At 66.0% G+C, this 18,067-nt stretch carries 11 protein-coding genes and 1 pseudogene; 5 read left to right on the forward strand and 7 right to left on the reverse strand.

The window, feature by feature from the left end:
• The 6 genes from BU204_RS41720 to BU204_RS35790 form a co-directional block, all read right to left on the reverse strand.
• A partial coding sequence (locus BU204_RS41720; protein ID WP_233161012.1) for a hypothetical protein occupies positions 1 to 626 on the reverse strand: 626 nt, incomplete at its 3' end.
• The gene (locus BU204_RS35770) at positions 619 to 2,691 is read right to left on the reverse strand and encodes a UbiA prenyltransferase family protein (protein WP_143229991.1); all 2,073 of its coding nucleotides are present in this window, start codon (positions 2,689 to 2,691) and stop codon (positions 619 to 621) included. The genes BU204_RS41720 and BU204_RS35770, both read right to left, overlap by 8 nt.
• 448 nt (positions 2,692 to 3,139) lie before the next feature.
• Positions 3,140 to 5,887: an ATP-binding protein gene (locus tag BU204_RS35775; protein ID WP_075130237.1), complete on the reverse strand. Its 2,748-nt coding sequence runs from the start codon at positions 5,885 to 5,887 to the stop codon at positions 3,140 to 3,142.
• A 582-nt stretch (positions 5,888 to 6,469) separates the two neighbouring features.
• The gene (locus BU204_RS35780; RefSeq protein ID WP_075130238.1) at positions 6,470 to 6,835 is read right to left on the reverse strand and encodes a hypothetical protein; all 366 of its coding nucleotides are present in this window, start codon (positions 6,833 to 6,835) and stop codon (positions 6,470 to 6,472) included.
• Positions 6,832 to 7,968 (reverse strand): conjugal transfer protein, encoded by a 1,137-nt coding sequence (locus BU204_RS39680; RefSeq protein WP_143229992.1) that lies wholly within the window; start codon positions 7,966 to 7,968, stop codon positions 6,832 to 6,834. The genes BU204_RS35780 and BU204_RS39680 overlap by 4 nt, the downstream gene beginning before the upstream one ends.
• Before the next feature lie 1,703 nt (positions 7,969 to 9,671).
• Positions 9,672 to 10,289 (reverse strand): hypothetical protein, encoded by a 618-nt coding sequence (locus BU204_RS35790; protein ID WP_075130240.1) that lies wholly within the window; start codon positions 10,287 to 10,289, stop codon positions 9,672 to 9,674.
• A 661-nt stretch (positions 10,290 to 10,950) separates the two neighbouring features.
• Here BU204_RS35790 and BU204_RS35795 point away from each other — a divergent pair.
• From BU204_RS35795 to BU204_RS35815, 5 genes are all read left to right on the forward strand, one after another.
• Entirely contained in the window at positions 10,951 to 12,159 is a 1,209-nt protein-coding gene (locus BU204_RS35795; RefSeq protein WP_332888614.1) for a DMT family transporter, read from the forward strand.
• A gap of 433 nt (positions 12,160 to 12,592) precedes the next feature.
• On the forward strand, positions 12,593 to 13,474 hold the full coding sequence (locus BU204_RS35800; RefSeq protein ID WP_075130242.1) for an SDR family NAD(P)-dependent oxidoreductase: 882 nt from the start codon (positions 12,593 to 12,595) through the stop codon (positions 13,472 to 13,474).
• Positions 13,467 to 14,501, forward strand: a complete 1,035-nt coding sequence (locus tag BU204_RS35805; RefSeq protein WP_075130243.1) for a GAF domain-containing protein — start codon at positions 13,467 to 13,469, stop codon at positions 14,499 to 14,501. The genes BU204_RS35800 and BU204_RS35805 overlap by 8 nt, the downstream gene beginning before the upstream one ends.
• Before the next feature lie 733 nt (positions 14,502 to 15,234).
• Complete coding sequence (locus BU204_RS35810; protein ID WP_075130244.1) at positions 15,235 to 16,518, forward strand: MFS transporter; 1,284 nt, start codon at positions 15,235 to 15,237, stop codon at positions 16,516 to 16,518.
• Positions 16,519 to 16,629: 111 nt separating this feature from the next.
• On the forward strand, positions 16,630 to 17,808 hold the full coding sequence (locus BU204_RS35815; RefSeq protein ID WP_083661936.1) for a GGDEF domain-containing protein: 1,179 nt from the start codon (positions 16,630 to 16,632) through the stop codon (positions 17,806 to 17,808).
• A gap of 38 nt (positions 17,809 to 17,846) precedes the next feature.
• On the opposite strand, the pseudogene BU204_RS42330 reads toward BU204_RS35815, so the two are convergent.
• A pseudogene (locus tag BU204_RS42330) lies at positions 17,847 to 18,020 on the reverse strand (winged helix-turn-helix transcriptional regulator); the annotation flags it as partial.
• Between the last annotated feature and the right edge of the window lie 47 nt (positions 18,021 to 18,067).

The following is an 18,067-nucleotide window of genomic DNA, read 5'->3' on the forward strand; positions in this document are numbered from 1 at the left end:
GGTGTGTGATGGCCGGGGGTCACCGGATCTACACCACCGGGCGGGATGGGTGGTCGGGCGGGCAGCGACCCACCCGCCGTTCCGTTCACGGAGGCTGCACTGCTGGAGGACATCGCCGTCGACGGTGTCTCGGTGGACTCCGGCGCCGGCGACCTGGTTGCTGGCGCGCTCTCGACGTGCAGGTCGGGTCGAGTCCACCACACCGCGGCGACCACGACGCCCCCCACGAGTCCCGCCAGACAGGTGATGACCAGGATGTGGGTACGACGCTCCACCGGCCGCCACACGGCTACCCGAGACGCCGCGTCCGTGTCCCGCACCCCGCTGAATCCTTGCCCTGCTGGGCGGGCGGACGGTGGCCGCCGGGCGGCGGTCGGGATGTGGTGGCGGCGGCGCCGTGCCTCCGCTGCGACCGCGCGATCGCGTACGCGCCGTTCCCGCGCCCGGCGCCCTAACGGCCACAGGCCGGGCCCCGGTCGCAGCAGGTCGGTGCTGAGGTAAGCGTCGCGTATCGAGATCAGGCCCTCCCGGTCGGCCCTGGTCGCCTCGTCGCTTGTCGCGCCGCCTGTCGCCGGCACGTGGCTGTGCTGGCGGATGTCGTGATCGTTGTGGCGATCGTCAGTCATGATCACGTCCTGGTGTGTGTGGCGGGGCAATTCGTCGTTCGCCCGGTGCTTGCAGGTGCCGCCAGACCCGCCGGCCACTGAGTCGTTCACGGGGCGTTATCGGATCCACAGGTGCAATGCCGACACCCTTCTTGTGCACCCATACACGGGCGTGGCGTTCTGTTTCGTCCTGCATGCGGCCGAGGTTCTTATGGAGCCGTCGGTCACGGAATGGTCGGTTTGGGAACTCTCCCCGCGATGTCTGTGATGTTGTTGTGTTGCGCCTCGTTGTGTTTGGCACGACACTCCCCTCCACAACCGTTGCTTTTTCTGCCTTTGGTGGTCGATACCCGCGGGTCCGGGTCATGTCCGTGCGTGGGCGCCGAACCAGGTCGGTGCCCGGCAGCGGCATGCGGGCGACGGCGGCGGTGAACGGCTGTTCCTCATCTAATGAGGCGTTCTTTCCCGCGCCAAAGCGGGAACCGAGCCAGTTGCCGGCGTCTTTGAAACCCGGCAGCGTCGGGCTTCCGGTGCGCCTGGCCGAAACACTAAGGCCGCCCAGTCCGCTTCGGGCCATGCCCCACGCACCTCGGGCCGCGGTTGCTCCTGTGTTGACGGCAGTGCGCATCGCGGAGCGGACCAGGAGCACCGCAGCGAATCCCATCGCGCCGGCGCCACCGACGGTGGTGAGTAGTTCGAGCCAGGCCCGTGCCTTCAATGCCGCGATGAACAGCGCAAGCATCAACACTCCGACGACGAAGAAGCCGTACTTGCCGGTCTGGGTGGAGATAATCACGGACACGACGGTCGATCCGGCGATCACGACGGTGATGAACAGGCCTTGGAATTGCAGGCCGAGGGTGTAGACCCAGTACCGGGTGCCGAGTTGCCGGAACCATCCGGGAATCGGCCAGAAGATCAGGAACAGCAGCCCGATCACCAGCATCAGCAGGAACCCCGCAACCGCGATGAGCCCGGCGATGACTAGGCGCAACAGGATCAGTCCCATCGGCATGGAGATCATCGCGAGGACGAGGAGGTAGCCGGTACGAGTGATGTCCTGACCGCGGATCCAGTGGACGTGTTCCCCGAACTCCGGCGGAGCGCCGCCGTTGTCCATGCTGTCCATCCACTGCTGCCATTGTTCATCGCCGGCCAACGCATGATATCCGGCGACCTTGCACACCTCCAGGCTGCGAAACTCGGCCAGGCACCACGGAATCGCCCCGAACGTGTTCCACACACCGTCAACCAGACGGCGCGTGCTGGCCTTCTGTGGGTCACCGGATATCTCGGGCGTCGGGAACCCCGTTGGGTTTCCTTGCCTATCGGCATAATTGACAGATCCAGTCATTACGCCGTTGGCCACGTCTTGGCGCAGACTGTCCACGGTGTTCATGAGCTGCGAGGGACCAGCTGCGAATCCGACCGCGAGGGCGCCAGCGGCCACGACCCATCCGAAGTCAGACAGGAACCCGCGTCCTTCGCCACGCCACCGCGCGTAGGTGATGAACGCGCCGACGGCGACGGTCGCCGTGATGAGCGGCCAGAACACCTGGTCGGCGATCAGCTGGGTCGCGGAGTCGATCTCCGGGGCAGAGTCCCGGTAGAGAGTGAGGTTGAGAAACCATTCCAACAGGGACAGTGCACCGTTGAGCATGCCCAGGCAAACCCAGAGGATCATGTTGTTGATGTACCCGACGACCTGCAGAACCGTGTCCTCGATACCAAACCAATCCGAGTTCTCTTCGTCCGGTTTGACGGTGAGCTTGTAGTCCGCGAAGTCGTAGGTCTCGTACAGGGTCTTCGGCGAGCCTTGCGCCAAGTCCGGACCCACGATGATGTCTGCGGAAGCCGTCGGTGCGGTACCGACCACCAACACGCCAATCAACCACGTCAGCGTTAGTAGCCGTTGGGGGTGCTCCAGCAACCACCGCACCGGTCGCGGCATTGAGTACCGAACCTGCGCCACCAGCGTCGGCAACCAGACAGCAACGTCCCGAGCCCCGCGATGCAAACCAGTGGCCCGCTGACGCCGCTTAGATTCTGCGACAAACGCCGCGAGCTGGCGCGTAGCCACGCTCATCGCCGACCACCTGCATCTACGTTAGTCTCGGACCCCTTGCCGCCGTCGGCGCGGGACCGATACCGGCGGCGCGCGCCAAGCACGTCCGCGGTGTGGAATCCCAGATTCGCCGCGGAATCGCCTGCCCACGCGGCCAGCACGCCTGCGACTACCAGGCACCACGAGGGCCAGGCGCCATTCTCGACGGCCACCATCGCCACCAACGCGAGAGGCACGCACACCACGACCGTGACGCTTTCGGTCGCGATGCGCGGCCAATCCCAGCGCACCGCCCTTCCCACAGACGCCCAACAACAGAGCGCACAGCACGACGAGTCCCCCGGTCTACGTTCCTGGCCTGATGGAGCGGTCGGCGCCGCGCAGCAACTCCCAGAGGTACTCGCAGCACATGGCACGGCATCGTGTGACGCCGCTTCGACGCGAGTGGAATGGGGCCGACCGGTGGCCGTCATGATTGCTTGCCGCCGTCTGTCTCAGGCGCGATTTCGCGCTCGTCCTGCCCCCGCTGGCTCCGCCCCTTGTCGTTGTGCCCCTCGTCGTTCTGTCGGGCACTTGACTGCTCGCCCCCTGCCTGCGCGGCGCCAGAATCAGCAGCAGCGGTGAGAGTCTCGCCGGCGTTGCGTTCGTCCCTCGCCCCTGCCGGTGGGAACTGACCGTTGTCAATACGGGATTCCTGCGCGAGTTTCACGGGCTCCGCAGAATGGTGGGCGGTGTGGCGGTCCTCATCGGCCTCAACTCTGGTCGTGTCCGCCGAATCACCGGACACGTCCCGGGCCCTCTGGTCATCCCCCACACTGTCGGCTGTGTCCTCGGCGGCGTCGGTGGACAGCGCGTCGCGAATCCAGGTGTTCATCAGGTCCCAATGGACGGGGGCCATACGCCCATCGCGATCGAGCATGACGCAGTCTCCGGTGTCCAAGCTGGCTTGCATTCCGCGCAGGCGTGGGCCGGGGGCAGGACGGTGTAGCAGCACCGCTTGTGCGTCTTGCTCCGCCCTTCCGCTGGCTTGGAAAGCGAAACTCATGACAACCTGTTCGACGAGTCCGGTGAGGACCGCCAGGTCGGAGGCGGCTTGAGTATCCAGCAGCAGCCAGGTCTGTAGTGCCCGTCCAGTGCGGGCTAGCCACTCGACGAACGCGCGTCCTTCGGGATAGCCGGTGACCAGGTGCAGCTCGGTCAAGGCCACCAGTTTTTTCAACTGCCGGACGTGGCGGGACTGCTGCAGTGCGTAGTGCAGAGCTACACGGAACGTGGTCATCGAACAGCGCTCAGCTACGGTCCACTTGTCCGAGTCGGGGTTGTGGCGCGGAAGTTCCAGCCCGGCCAGTCCCAGGTAGACGAGTCCGCGGCCGGTCATCAGTGGCTGCGCGACCGGTGCGAGTGGTCCGAGGACGGCACGTATGTGCGCCTGGCGGGCACGTACAGCGAGCGTGTCGCCGAGGTCGCGGGCCACGTCGGCCTCCGGGCGGTCCCTTGGGATGCTGCGCAGTTCGCTGATCACATGCTGGCTGGACCACGCGTCGCGAGGCCAACGCAGCACGGTGTCGACGGCGTGTTCGAGGATCGTTTCGCCGCGGCGGCGGTCATCGGCGTTCAGCGCGCCGAGTAACGCGTCCAGGGTGAGGGAACGGGCAAGGTCTGCCGTTGGGCAGAACCGCATGGGGTCCATGGTGCCGGTCGCCGCATCGTCGAGGAGGTCAACGGCCTGGACCGGCACGCCGAGCAACTCTCCGGCGACTCCGATGACGCCACGGAGATCCCCTTTGGGGTCGACCAGCAGCGCCCAGGCACCCTCGGCCAGCGCGCCAACGGTGGACAACATGACCGCTGTGGATTTGCCGGACCCGGAGCGGCCGGTGAAGGTGATCGTGGTGGGCCGACTGCGATCCCGCTCCGCGCGCGAGACGATATGGGCCTGCACCGGTCCAGGGGTCGAGCCGAGATTGGCTCCGATGTAGGGACCGGTGGTGTCGCCGACCGCGCTGCCGCCGTGAAACCAGCTCCCGGCTAGTGTGCGCATGGGTTGATGCTGGGCGAATTCCGGCACCCGGACCCGGTCGCCGGGCAGCAGCTCGCGCCACAGCAGGTCCTGAACATGCGGCACGACCTCCAGCCGCACCACCCCGGTGTAGCGCTCCTGGACCCGCGCCACCCGGTCGGCGAGTTCGTCGGCGTTGGCGGCGTCGATGACCCAGCGGGCGTGGTTGGTGGTCATCACGTCCTGGCGGCGCTGGATCTCCTGCCGCCGGACATTGAGGGCGTCGTCCGCGTCAGTGATCTCCAGGGGGACCTGGGCCCCATGGAGGCCCGCCTCCCGTGTCTGCGAGCGGGTGATTTTGCGGCCCTGATCGATGAGCGCGATCGACCCGGCCTGGCCGTGGTTGATTCCGCGCACCGACGCCTCAACCCCCGGGAGCTCGGTCAGGATCTCCAGCCACTCTCCGCCGGGCAATTCCAGCTCGTGCGGGGGGAACCCATTGGTCGCGGGGGCGAGGATCGTCACATACCGGCGTGTCCCGGTCTTGGTGTCGGTCACGACAACATGACTGGGCGAGGTGGTGGGATCGACCTCGCCGTGCATCAGGTCGACGAGCACCGGTCCGGACAGGGTGGCCTCGGCAGGGACCTCGAACGCAGTACGGCGGATTTCCCGCGCATACGACCACGCGATCAGTCCTGCCCGGGCACGCTTGCAACGTAACGCGCTCCGTGCTGCCTGCTCGAACCAGCGGTTGATCTGGTCCCGAGCCGCGTCTACCCGTTCGTGTGCGTCCCGATAGGTCGCGGCCTGCGCCCGTAACCCACGACGCGCAACCTTTCTGGCCCGGCGCAACGTCGAGGCGTGCTCGCCGTCGGTCCAGCGTACGCCGAGCAGAACGAGTCGGCGCCGGAAGTAGCCCTCCTCGCTGTTGCGGGTGATCCGTCCCGCCCCCATGCCGATGTAGTCGTCGGCGCCGGGTGCCATTACGCTGGTGAGGTTGTCCCAACTGGACCGGTAGTCATCGGCGGTGTTCACCGACCAGACTACCTTCAGGTGGTACTCGGCTCCGGCCGGCAACAGGGTGTGGAGCGCGGCGGTCGCCTCCCAGGTCGCACGGCCGAGTTCCTCTTCTTCAAGCAGATACGTTGAGGAGCCGGGAACTTCGGCCCACGACCACACCGCGTCGTCGGTGGCGAGTACACCGTCGGCGATCACTCGCGGAACCGCGACCGGTGTCGTCAACCGCTCAAACGTCTGCCGTGTCTGGAGTGCTCGCTTCACCCGCAGTATCCCCCATGTTTCGGTCCATGCCGCGGCGCCATGTCTGACGCCGCGTCTTGTGTCGTGCCGTTCGGCCGATCAGCCGCGTCAGCGACGGGCCGGTGCTTGTATGTGGGTGCAGTTCTGTCATCTGCGCGCCGATGTGTAGTGGCGCCATGTCGCCGGGCGTCGAGGCCAGAAGCGGGTTACGGATCCGTATGCGACGCCGGGGTGTTCGGGCCAGTAGTGCGTCGTACCAGCGCATCGCGGCCATCCGGCCGTCATCCCCGGTGCGTGTGCCCATGTACGCCGCTGCGAATGGCGGCACCACGTACACTGCGGGCCCGAGGCGTGACAGCGGGTTCACCCCGATCAGTAGCAATAGTCCACACCAGACCGCACATGTCGCGACGCCTATATACAGTCGACGCCGCACGATCCCCTGACCCAACGGCCGGTTGAACAACTCGTACTGGCGAGTCTCGAGCCGGAGATGCGCGGTATCGGTCGGCAACGGGAATCCCATTACTCCACTCCCTACCCGACACCGGACGAGAACAGTCCTTTAAGGATGTTTACGGTGGTGTCGGGGAAGTACGCGAACCCGATCACCGGAATTGACGCAAGGATCAGAGTGATGAGCTTCCCGTACTGTTCGTCGGCAAGCGCGCCGGCAGCGCGTGCCGTGAGGATCACAATCGTGAACGTCCCGATGATGGCCAACGCGATATCACGCAACCCAGTGCCGCTGCTCGTCGTCAGCTGCGCCTCCACGAAGGGCTGCGCCGAAACTTTCGCTGACACGATCGCGGCGTCCAGAGTAAGGGTGGCCCTCACCGCCGCATCTACCACGACATCGGCGGCGAAGGCTGCGTTGAAGTAGAGACTTGTCGGTGACATCACGTCACCGCCTCCGTTGGTACTCCGATCGACGCGAGGTACCAGCGCTCCCCACTCCGCCCGTTGTCAGTCGTGTTGTCGGCGCTGTCGTTGCGAAGCTCCAAGCGGTAGGTGCAGCGCAGCGTTCCGGCCCCACCCGAGAGCTCCCAGATGACCGTCACATCGCCGACCCGGACGGGCGCGTCATCGTCCCCGGTCTCAGCAGCACCACCCGCGCTGTCGGCGCTGTCGTCATTCCGGACCCGCCACGCCGTGACATCGTTCAGCGATGCCGCGTTGTCCAAGCCGCGGAACGTGGTGCCAACCGCCCGTGCGTACTGCAGTTCCCCGGTGCCGTACGCCCGAAGCAGCGTCTCGGCCGTGTCACGGGTGTCCCGCGCGAACTCGACGTCCTCCTGTGTCTGGTCCCGCGGCACCGCTGGCTCGTAAGCACCGGTTTGCGGCGAACCCACTAACGCCGGCATAGCGGTCACCACGACTCGCCCATCCAGCATCGCCACCGGCACGGCGAGGTTCAGCCACCGCGGAACTCCAGCGACCCAACCCGGCCCGTTCGGCGCCGGACCTGACGCGACATTCGGCACCTGCAAGCCCTCCCCCGCTTCCTCGCCGGCCTCTGGCAATGGGACTCGCGAGGATTCGCGGCGCGACTGCTCTGGCAAAGGCTCAGGTGTCGCCCGCGCCGACGGTGAGTGTGCTGCCGCGTTGGGGGCGGTGAACGGGATTACACGCACCCGAACCGTGACCACTGCACGAGCCTCCCTACCGCCCCTACTGTCGCCATGGGGGCCGATGGGGTTGTCGCTGGAGTTGGGTTTGCTGCGGGCGACGTCGAGAGCAGTCGGGCTGTCCGCCCACTGGCGCCCGGTTCCGCCCCAGCCGTCCACCGAGATGCCCGGCGCCGCGGTTCGTGCCAGGGCGACCTGACGCGCCTCGCGGTCGGACCACGACAGGTAGTCGACGGTGAACGGCACGGCGACCGCTGCGAAGTCGGCATCGCTCACCGTCGCTTCGGGCTGTGAAGTCGGCGGGGGCGACAACCATGCCGCGACCTGGCCCGCGACCGAGACGGCACCAGCCACCGAAACCACTACGACCACCACGAGGGCCGCGGCACGGCGCAGCCGCACCCACACCGGCTCTCGGCGCGGCGCCGTCAGCACCTCGAAAGCGCCCGACCCGCTGGGAGGTCCTCCATTGGCGCCGGGACCAGGACCGGTGCTTCGGTACCCCTGCAGAGTGTGCCGTCGGTCGCTCGGGACACTCCCCTGCCAGGGCGCCGGATCCAGCCACCTGCCTGCCGACCTCCCAGGCGGGCCTGGAATTGGTGGCAGCTGGGAAGGCGTAGCCGACGGGTGGACACGCCCTGGCTCCGGCCAGTGCGCGCCTGCACGCGGGGATGGAGCTGCTGCCGGCTGGTCGTACCCACGCGGATGGGGCACCGCGCGCGGTTCGGCATGCGGCCCACTGCACCGCCCTGGTGGCCATTCGGATGAAGCGGTCGGCGATCCTGCGGGTGGTCCAACGAACGGCCTGACAGTCGGTTCGCCCGCTTGTCGCCTGTCGGTAGCTCGTTGTCGCGCCGCTTGTCGCCGCTGCCGTCGCGCGGTGAACCTCGCGTCAATGTCTTCTAGGCCCAGCGCCCGCGCAAGGGCGCTCCCCCTCCTGGCCACGCTCCCCTACCCCCCGGTCAGGTCTCTGTACGCCGATCCATGACGGTTGACCCCATAGCGGTGAGGCCGTGCCGGCCGCACATCCACGTGTTCGCCGAACTGCTCGGGTCGGCCGGTGCTTGAGAAGGGGCCCTCGACCAGGGCGCGCACGACGGCGCTGGTGGCGACCCCCTCAGTGACGGCGCGCCCACGCCGCACACCCGCATTCGAGCTCCGGCACTGGGGAGGCCGTGGCCACCGCGGGCATCGTGGGCGTCGTGGACGGCTGGTTGCCTGTGGCGGCACCTCCCTCGGGCGCCGTTGACCCGCTGGAGTCGTCGGGCTGGCAACACAGGTCCACCGCTCGCTCCTCGGTAGCGCGGGTCGTGGGCGGTCGCGGTCCCTGATCATGGTTCACCTCCGTCCCTGGTCGAGGGCTGCTCAGATGGGCCCGAACAGTCGCGAGGCGCACACACGCTTGCCGTGACGCGTTCTCCCAAAGGTCTTCCGTATCTCCGGTCGCCCACCATTTGATCAACTATTTCCGGATTTTCAGGCGCCATTGTGGTCGGCGACAGTCCAACGTCCCAAGTGGTGCTCAGCGGGAACACCTCCCCCATCTTCGATGTCCCGCTGAGCACCCTCGCTGGACAGTCAACGTCCCCTGCGGCCGCGCGGAACCGCGCCGCACCACGCTGACTGCCCTGTGCCCACGGCCATCGGAGCAAGCCCCCCAAACCGATCACCGTGAACACCAACCATCTTCCCCGTCTCGATACGGCTTCGCCAGCACTCCACCACCGTGTGGCCGCCGCCGCCGAAACCTGGACGCCAGGCGGCACATCGACGCACGCGCGAGGTCACCGGCTTGACGACCAGAAACCCCAACTCACGAATATCGCTTCGATACCGGTGTGGACCCTTCTGGCGTTTTCCATGCCACACCCGCCGCCCTTGCCGAGCCGTTACGTTCAACGCACCCGGGACGCATCGCGAGACCGACTCGCCGGCGATACCGGGCACTTCCGTCCCCTCCGATGGCGGACGATCACGGACCCTTGCCGTGGACGTACCACGCAAGCGGCTGCATGCTCGCGGATGAGAGCCCTTCCTCCTGCTCCTGCCCGGCTCATGGAGTGACTGCGCTCCTGAACTGCGGCCCCCGATCAATCTGCGGGCTCTCGCTGTCATCGGTGACCCGAACATCCCGGCCAACAGCGTGAGTCGTTGTCGTCACCGTCGTAGCGGTTGAGGGCCACGATGAGATGGGCGAGCACGCTGTTCGCATGTGCGCTGATCGTCCGCACCGCCCGTTTGGCGGTCTCGACTTCTGCGATCCCCGTCGCCGTGTAGGACGGTGGGGGAAGCAACTCCACTGGCAGCGGCAATCGGACGGTGAGCCTGGTGTAGGCGGCGAGCCGGCTATCGCCATCCGGCGGGTGGTACTGGCCAGTACGCGGATCGTGCTCCCAGCCGGCGGTGCCGGTCGGCAACTGGTCGGCGATGCTGGCCGACATCGGTGTCGCGAGGTCGATCGATAGACCGGGTGGTCGGTCCTGATCCCAGCTAGGCGCGGCGAACACCACCCGCGGATGCGTGCTGACATACGGCGGGCTCATGATCGGTCTGCTCGCGATCGCAAACGCAGCCGCGGCGAACGCGGCGGGATCGCTGCTTGGAATGTCGTCTATATCGCGAAAGCGTCCCGTGTTGTGCGCCAGGTATGCGCCATAGCGCGACCGGCCGTCCGAAGCGTGCGCCAGGTCGTAGACATCGCGAAGCACAAATATCTGATCCGCTGCCATCGTTTGCCCCCATTGAAGTCCCGCCTGGTGATCATTTAAGGACTAAGTACCGGATGGACGCTCGACCGAGGCGAGTGATGGCGGTTCACGGAGCTCCTATGGGTAAGCGCGTCGCCGACGCTCCACTCTCGACGCCGAGCTACCGAACCATCGCAACCAGCGGTGCACCCCAATAGTGCGCCCGCTCATCCGAGCTCGATCACTTGCCGGACTAGCGCCAGCCGCGTCAACCACCATGATGTACGCTGAATTGGCCAGAGGGCCAGAGCCCCCGGCGAACGGATGGCCTCGACGAATCCACAGTCCCCCGTTGTGTGGACCAAACACCGTTGGTCCAGCCGCCCAGGCCCTTTCTGGGCGAACACATCCACCATGCACCACGAAAAACCGTGCGTCAACCAAAGGTGCCGGGTAAACAGTGGAGAGCCAGTGGCCATTTAGTCATGAGCTGCCGACAAGCCGCTGTGACCAACGCCGTTGTGTGAGCCGTCCGCAGCCCTCCTGGCGCCGTCACGTGACGTACTCAACCAAAGCTAGCTATCGTGGCAACTACGACGCCCATCGCCGGCTGCACGCGTGGGCGCCGACTGGTTCGGGGGGACCAGTCACCACGAGGTTGGGGGGCCTCGATATGGACGTCAAATCATCAACGAGCGCGGTGATGACCACGCGCGCTCCATCCACACACACTCTCGTCGCCACCGCCGCATCTGGACCACTACTGCTGGCACTCGGATGGATCCTGATCGACACCACGCCGTCTAGTCCACTCTGGAGTGCGGCTGTGAGAGTTCTGCCGGCCGGGATCCTGTTGCTCCTTCTGCGGCCCGCGTTACCGACGGGCATCTGGTGGTACCGATCGCTTATTCTCGGCGCGGTCAACTTCGCGGGTTTCTTCGCCTGCCAAGCAGTAGCCGTGCACCACATTCCAGTGGGAGTCGCCGCCACCATCGCGGCCACCCAGACCCTTCTCGTTCCGCTGGGAGCGGTGCTCCTCATCGCCAGTCCCGTGCACCGCTCGCACATCGGCTACGCCGCAGTCGGAATCGCAGGGGTTGCGCTGCTCGTGCTCCGCAGCGACGAGCGCCTTCATCTCGCGGGAGTTTGCGCTGCCGCCGGCACCGCCATCTGCAACACCCTCGGACTGCTGCTCACCCGTCGGTGGGGTCAGCCCCGCGGCGCGCACCACCTCACCATAACCGGTTGGCAGATGATCGCCGGCGGGGCGATTCTTTCGCCAGCGGCCGCACTCGCGGAGGGTCTTCGCCCGCCCACCTCCGGAGTGCCCCTGTCAATCGTGGCTGTCGTCGTGGCCACCACCGCCGCCGCATTCGCCGCGCTGTTCGGGGCGTTGCACGCCGGGCTTGCTCCCACCGCTGTGTCCCGGTTGATGCTGCTGTGCCCTCTCGCCGTGACCACCGCCGGGTGGCTGCTTTTCGAGCAGAGCCTATCGCCACTCCAGATCCTGGGAGCGGTGCTCGTCATCGTGCCCGTTCTCGCCGCCTGTCACCCCGCTCCTACTCGGCGTCCCATCGGACGGCACCGCGCTTCGACTCCAGCGCGTCGCTATGGTCGCCACCACGATCGTCGTCAACGCAAGCCTCGTTTGCGGTCTGGTCTCCCCGCCGCGAGGTCGGTGGCATTGGTTCGCAACTCCGCACAGGCGCGCGGTGGCCCGGCGGCCACCGTCATCATCATCCTGTTTTCCGCCCCGGATACCGCCGTCAGCGGTACTGCCCCCACCGGCACACCACCCAGCACCTCACCGCCATTCGGGGAGTCCGAGCGCGGCGCGCCGGTGCTTGCGGGGTACGCGTGCCAACGTATGTTTGACCGCGCTCCTCGCACTGGCGTCTCGGCACGTCAGTGACCTTGGTCGCGGCGCGGGGCGGGTGGGGAGAACGTGGTCGGGCGACGGCCGAACGGAGGATGTCGGTGTCGCCCGCACCTGCGCGAACCCGGTGGGTGATTGAGTGTGCCGGTCGAACGACGCCGGGACGGACGTGGACAGGGACCTTCGCGGCCATCTCGCCGGTGCCCAACCTCGACACGCGCCCGGCACACCCGACCGAGCTCAGACCCGCGATGTCGTATGGGCGAAGCCCCGCGCTGACCATCTCCGGGCCGACGCTGTTGGTACAGACGCCCAGCCACATGGTATCGGTATGGATCACAGGCTTGTACAGTGACGGTTGAGGTACTGGGGGTGAGCTGATGACGGTGCCGTGTGGGTGCGTTGCGGATCGGAGACAGTCCGATGGGTGCGCGACGGACCTCACCAGAGATCACAGAGAGTAGTAGACATGGGCTACTACTCAGGGCGGGTTGTGGCGATCACGGGAGCCGGTGCGGGCATTGGACGGGCGCTGGCCATAGCCTTGGCAGGCCAAGGCAGTACGCTTGCCCTCTCCGACCGTGATGCCGCGTCCTTGGCGGAGACCCATCGGCTATGTCACGCCGCGCCAGCGGTCGGCACGCATCTGATCGATGTGACCGACCGGCAGGCAATGATCGACTATGCGTCGTTGGTTGTTGCTGAGTTCGGCCGGGTGGAAGTTGTGTTGGCTGTGGCGGGTGTCATGCATGTCGGCAGTGTTATGGGCTCGGAGTACTCCGACGTTGAACGCGTGGTCGATGTGGACTTCTGGGGCGTGGTCCACACGGCGACGGCGTTCCTTCCGCACCTAATTGCATCCGGCGATGGGCATTTTGTGGGCGTGTCAAGCGCGTACGGGTTGATCGGTGCGCCTATGCACTCTGCGTACTGCGCGGCCAAGGCTGCTGTTCGAGGATTTATCGACGCGTTGCGGCAGGAAATGGTGGCCACTCACCAGCCGGTAGCAGTGACATGCGTGTATCCGGGAGGAGTGCGGACGTCGATCATGCAGACCGGGTCCTATGCCCGCGACGCGGACCGACCGGCGGTCATCGCCCGGTTCGATCGAACGGTGGCACGCCTGGACCCGACCGAGGCGGCGGTGCGCATCCTGCGTGGCGTGCGGATGCGCCGGGCCGAGGTGCTGGTAGGTATGGATGCGCACGCCGTCTCTCTCGCCCTGCGGTTGGCGGGGCCTTCCTACCAACGCGTTCTTTCTACTCTCCTCAAGTTGACACAGGTTTGGCCAGTACGGCTGCTGACTGGAGGTCATAGGCGCCGGAACAAGCGAGGGGTACAGGATGGGTGACTGGTTGTTGATCGAGACCTTTGGTGGCAATCGCGGTGAGCCGACCGTGATGGCCGTAGGTAGTCAGCCGAAGAAACTCGTCGCGCTGGGCAAGCTGTTGGCCCGCGGTGGTCATATCGTGCCCGACATCCGGATGTTGCTCGAGCGGGTTCAGCTCGAGAAGACTTCGATCCGATCGACCACCAGCAATGGGCGACGTCAGGTCATCGTCCACCCACTGCAGACCTACGGCGGAGACGTCCACGGAGCTTTCGTCTGGGTCGGCCAATTGGACGAGACTCCGCCGCCACGGGAACGTGCCGGCGCCTGGCACGTCAACATCACCCGCCACACGAGCAGCAGGTCGGATGACCTGCTCGACCTGTACGGCCACCCGCCCGAGAGTCGACGATACGTCGTCGACCTCGCACAGTTGTTCGCCTACGGCCAACTGGAGACCAACTCGGACGAAGGACGAGCTCTGGCCATGCTGCTGAAATCGGAGGCCGGCCAGACCCACGTAGCCACGTGGGTCGTGACGCGAGTCGACGACGGTTCCCGCCGCGCGGCTCATTTCGCGTGTCGTTGCGTGGAGGTGCCGACCGAGGACGGTGGTGTCGAGGTCGTCGCACGCGGGATCACTCACGACATCGGGCCCGCGGAGAGGGTCGCCTTCGCCCCACCCGCCAAGCCCGTGCTCCTCGCCCAACAGGTGTTAATCGCGGAAAAGACCGACGATCGCTGGAGGGCGATCGTGAACCTACGGACGATGCGGCTGTTGCGGTGGGTCGATGACCCCGTGCCGGGGATTGCGTGGGAGCTGGGGTCGCCGCATCCCCCCGGCATCCATCGCCGGGACCTTAAGACGGCGGCAAGTATGCGCGAGGCGCTCACGAGAAGCGGCCGTGCGAAGTCTGAGCTGCGGTTCCGAGCGGTGGATGGCAGTTGGATTCGGCTCGATGTCACAGCCAACCTCATGGTGCTCGACGACACGACGGCCGCCTTGGTGACGCTTGAATGGCCCCACCGGCCGTCATCTCTGTACTGAGTGCCGTGGTATCACCTCTGTGCGCAGAGAGTGTCTCTTTGTTGACACACGGTATAGTCTTCAACTACACTGCGGCGTTGGTCATCTTGCTCGCTGTGACCATTTGGGTCGGTCTTGACCTTCTCGGACCGGATCCCTCCTTGCGAGCGCCGTGTCAGCGTGCTTTGACACGGATCACCTCATGGTGGAGGGCTTCTCACGTGTCCATAGCGCCGGCCATACGGGTGTCCCGGATTTGCCACCTCGTAGTCTCGCGTTGCAGCGCGGACAACGTGATCAACAGGAGGCGTGAGCGCCGAACCGCACGCGGCAGATCTTCCTAAGACAAAGCCTGCCTAGTATGGCGGTAACGGCGATCAGCAGATGGTCGGCCTCGATGTGGCAGCGCCCGTCCAGCATTGAGGATTCGGCCGCTATGTCGATGTCGAGGATTCGTTATCGAGCGGACACGAGGCCAGCCTCCAATGTGGTGCGCAGATCCAGAGTCGAACGTCAACGTCCTCAAGGAGTAAGTACTGGTGGCCGGCTCAGCCGTGTTCCAGTCTTCCGTCCGCCGGCAACCTCCACTCCCGCATAACACTTAATGTCCTGGGGTGTCATGGTGACGTGATCGCCGGCTATCTACCGTGTTTCGAGGCGACTTGGGGACCAGCACTCGAACGGGACAATCTTGAGGGGTCGGGGCATGGGGCAGAAACCTTCTGCAGGGCCGAGATTTCGTGATGTCTTTGCTATGGTTGAGTTCCGCGCGATCTGGGCGGCCGAACTGCTGTCGGTTGTGGGCGATCAACTGGCACGGGTGGCACTGGCAGTCCTGGTGTTCGAGCGGACGTCATCGGCGAGTTGGACAGCACTGACCTACGCCTTAACCTACGTGCCAGCGATGCTGGGCGGAGTGATCCTCTCAGGGCTCGCCGACCGATACCCGCGACGTACAGTGATGGTGGTGACCGACCTGGGTCGCGCTGGCGTCGCTGGCGCGATGGCGATGCCGTTCTTGCCGCTGCCGGTGGTGATGAGCTTAGTATTTGTTCTCACGTTCGTTCGAGGCCCGTTCAAAGCTGCTCAGCTGGCGTTGTTGCCCACAGTACTGCCGGGCGAACGCTACCTTGTCGGGCTGTCCATTCGACAGATGAGTAGCCAGGCCGCGCAGGTGCTGGGATTTCTGGGTGGCGGGCTACTGCTGCTGGTGGTCGACCCGCACGTGGCCCTCGGTCTCAACGCCGCGTCGTTCGCGGTCGCGGCGCTCGTGGTTGCGGTGGGCGTACGGAAACGGCCAGCTCCGCTAGCTACTACTTCGGATGGCGACCGAGCGGGTGTCGTGGGCGCGGCGCAGTTGATCTGGCGCGATCGCCACCTCCGTGGGCTGGTCGCGTTATCCTGCCTCGTCGGCCTCACCGTCACCCCTGAGGGCCTCGCCGCTCCCTACGCGGGCAGCTTGGGTGTCACCGTTGTGGGGGTCGGCGTCCTCATGGCGGCGGACCCGGCCGGCAGCATCATTGGGGCGTGGCTTGCGCTACGAATCCCGGCACGGTCCCGCGGGGCGCTGACCGTCCCGCTCGCGGTGATAGGAGCAGTACCGCTCGCCGCGGTGGTACTTCAGCCAGGACTGGTGGGATCGGTAACACTGTTCGCGGCGGCTGGTGTGTGTTCCACGGCGTATCTACTCCTGGCGCAGGAGGCCTACATGCGGCGGGTACCCGATGGACGTCGAGGGACGATCGGTGGGTTGGTCAGTTCAGGGGTGACGGCCTCCCAAGGCCTGGCGGTCCTCGGCGCCGGCGTGGTGGCCGACCTCACCAGTCCGGCGCTCGCGATCATGAGCGCCGGACTGGTGTTCGCCGCTCTCGCTGGCGCCCTGGGGATGTCGTGGTTGAAGCAGCCTCCACCGCCCACGCGCCAATCCTCCGGATTCGGCGGGAGCGTCGCTACGGGTGTCAGTGGTCCTTATCCATCATCGTCGGCACCTCCCTCCGCTGGGTCTGCCGCCGAGCTCAGCGACCGAGGCGGGAGCTAGATCATCACCAATGAAGACGGGGTGAGAAGCTTGGGGTCAAATCGGCCTCGGCGGCCGACGCAATGGCCTGTGTGGCGAACACCACCCGGTTACCTGGTTTTGCTCATTTCTGTGACGGCGGCCGCGCTCGCGCTCACGATGACCCTGGGGCTGCGTAGCGCCATCGAGCCGCACGCGTTGATGGTTGCCGGGGTCCTTCTGGCAATGGGTGTCGCTGAGACGGAGATGGCACGCACGGTCGAGCGCGACCGCCGTGAATACAACGACACTCCGCATGTCAACCTCACCGCCGTTTGGACCGTCCCCGGCGCCATCGTGCTGCCGCCGGTCCTGGCAGCAGTTGTGGTTGTAGCACTCTATCTACACCTGTATTGGCGCAGCTGGTTCAAGGTGCGGCGCGTGCCCGCCTACCGGCCGACGTTGTCCGCGATGGTGGCGTTGCTGTCCTGCTACACCACGTGGGGCGTTGTTCAACTGCTCGCGCCGGCCGGGCGTACGAGCTGGGATCAGCTGGAGCTGCTTGGGGTCCTTGTCATCGCGCTTGTGGCGCGCTTCATGGTCAACAGCCTAGTGATCGGGGCTGCGATCAGTCTGTTCGAGCGTCGATTCGATCCGCGTCGCGCCATCGGCACCTGGCACGACAACGCGCTGGAGCTCGGCACCTTGGGCTTGGGTGCCCTGAGCGCCGCGGCGTTGCTGATCGGGCTACATCCGGCCTCAATGATGCTTGCGGTTCCGGTCGTGCTCGTACTGCACCGCAATGTGTTGATTCGGCAGTTGGAGGAGGCAGCCTCGACCGATCCCAAGACGGGCCTGGCGAACGCAGTCGCGTGGACCGCCATGGCCGCAGCCGAGGTCGACCGGTCCGAAGGAGCCGGCGTGGGTGTCCTGATGGTCGACTTGGACAACTTCAAGGCGGTGAATGACCGGCACGGCCATCTTCCCGGGGACCAAGTACTCAAGGCTGTCGCGAAGGTACTGACCTCGGCCGTACGGCCCGAGGACGTCGTGGGGCGATGGGGCGGCGAGGAGTTCGTGGTGGTGTGTCCCGCGGTGTCCACCGAAGAACTGGTGCAGGTCGGTGAGCGGATCTGTGACGAGATCCGTCGGCTCGAGGTCGCCGTCTCGGGGCACACCGTGATCAGTGGCTTGACCGCATCAGTGGGCGCGGCGATCTATCCGCTTTTCGGTCCCGACCTGCGAGACGTGCTTCTGGCGGCCGACGACGCGCTGTTCGTCGCCAAGGACTCCGGCAAGAACCAAGTCAGCACAATCGAGGCCCACGGATAACGACCCCGTCGGCACCGCATCGCTTCTGCACAGGCGGGCTACTGTGCTGGCAAGTCGCCGTTCTGGAGCGCGGCTCGGTGCTCCTCGCTCCACTTCGCCAACGGCTGTAAGGCCCGCAGCAACCACCGGCCGGTCGGGGTCAGCTCGTACCATGTCTTGCCGAACGTACCTGACCGATCAGACCTGGTGATCAGGCCGTCGCGCTGCATCCGAGCTAGTGTCGCGTGATTCTGTTTGCTTTACGTCGAGTTGACTGGTC

The sequence above is a fragment of the Actinophytocola xanthii genome, assembly GCF_001921205.1.
Taxonomy (GTDB): Bacteria; Actinomycetota; Actinomycetes; order Mycobacteriales; family Pseudonocardiaceae; genus Actinophytocola; species Actinophytocola xanthii.

Bases quoted from the DNA above. Each gene is read 5' to 3' on its own strand.
- BU204_RS35770 (WP_143229991.1), bottom strand. From the start codon at position 2,691: ATGAGCGTGGCTACGCGCCAGCTCGCGGCGTTTGTCGCAGAATCTAAG.
- BU204_RS35800 (WP_075130242.1), top strand. From the start codon at position 12,593: ATGGGCTACTACTCAGGGCGGGTTGTGGCGATCACGGGAGCCGGTGCG.
- BU204_RS35790 (WP_075130240.1), bottom strand. From the start codon at position 10,289: ATGGCAGCGGATCAGATATTTGTGCTTCGCGATGTCTACGACCTGGCG.
- BU204_RS35810 (WP_075130244.1), top strand. From the start codon at position 15,235: ATGGTTGAGTTCCGCGCGATCTGGGCGGCCGAACTGCTGTCGGTTGTG.
- BU204_RS35795 (WP_332888614.1), top strand. From the start codon at position 10,951: ATGACCACGCGCGCTCCATCCACACACACTCTCGTCGCCACCGCCGCA.
- BU204_RS35805 (WP_075130243.1), top strand. From the start codon at position 13,467: ATGGGTGACTGGTTGTTGATCGAGACCTTTGGTGGCAATCGCGGTGAG.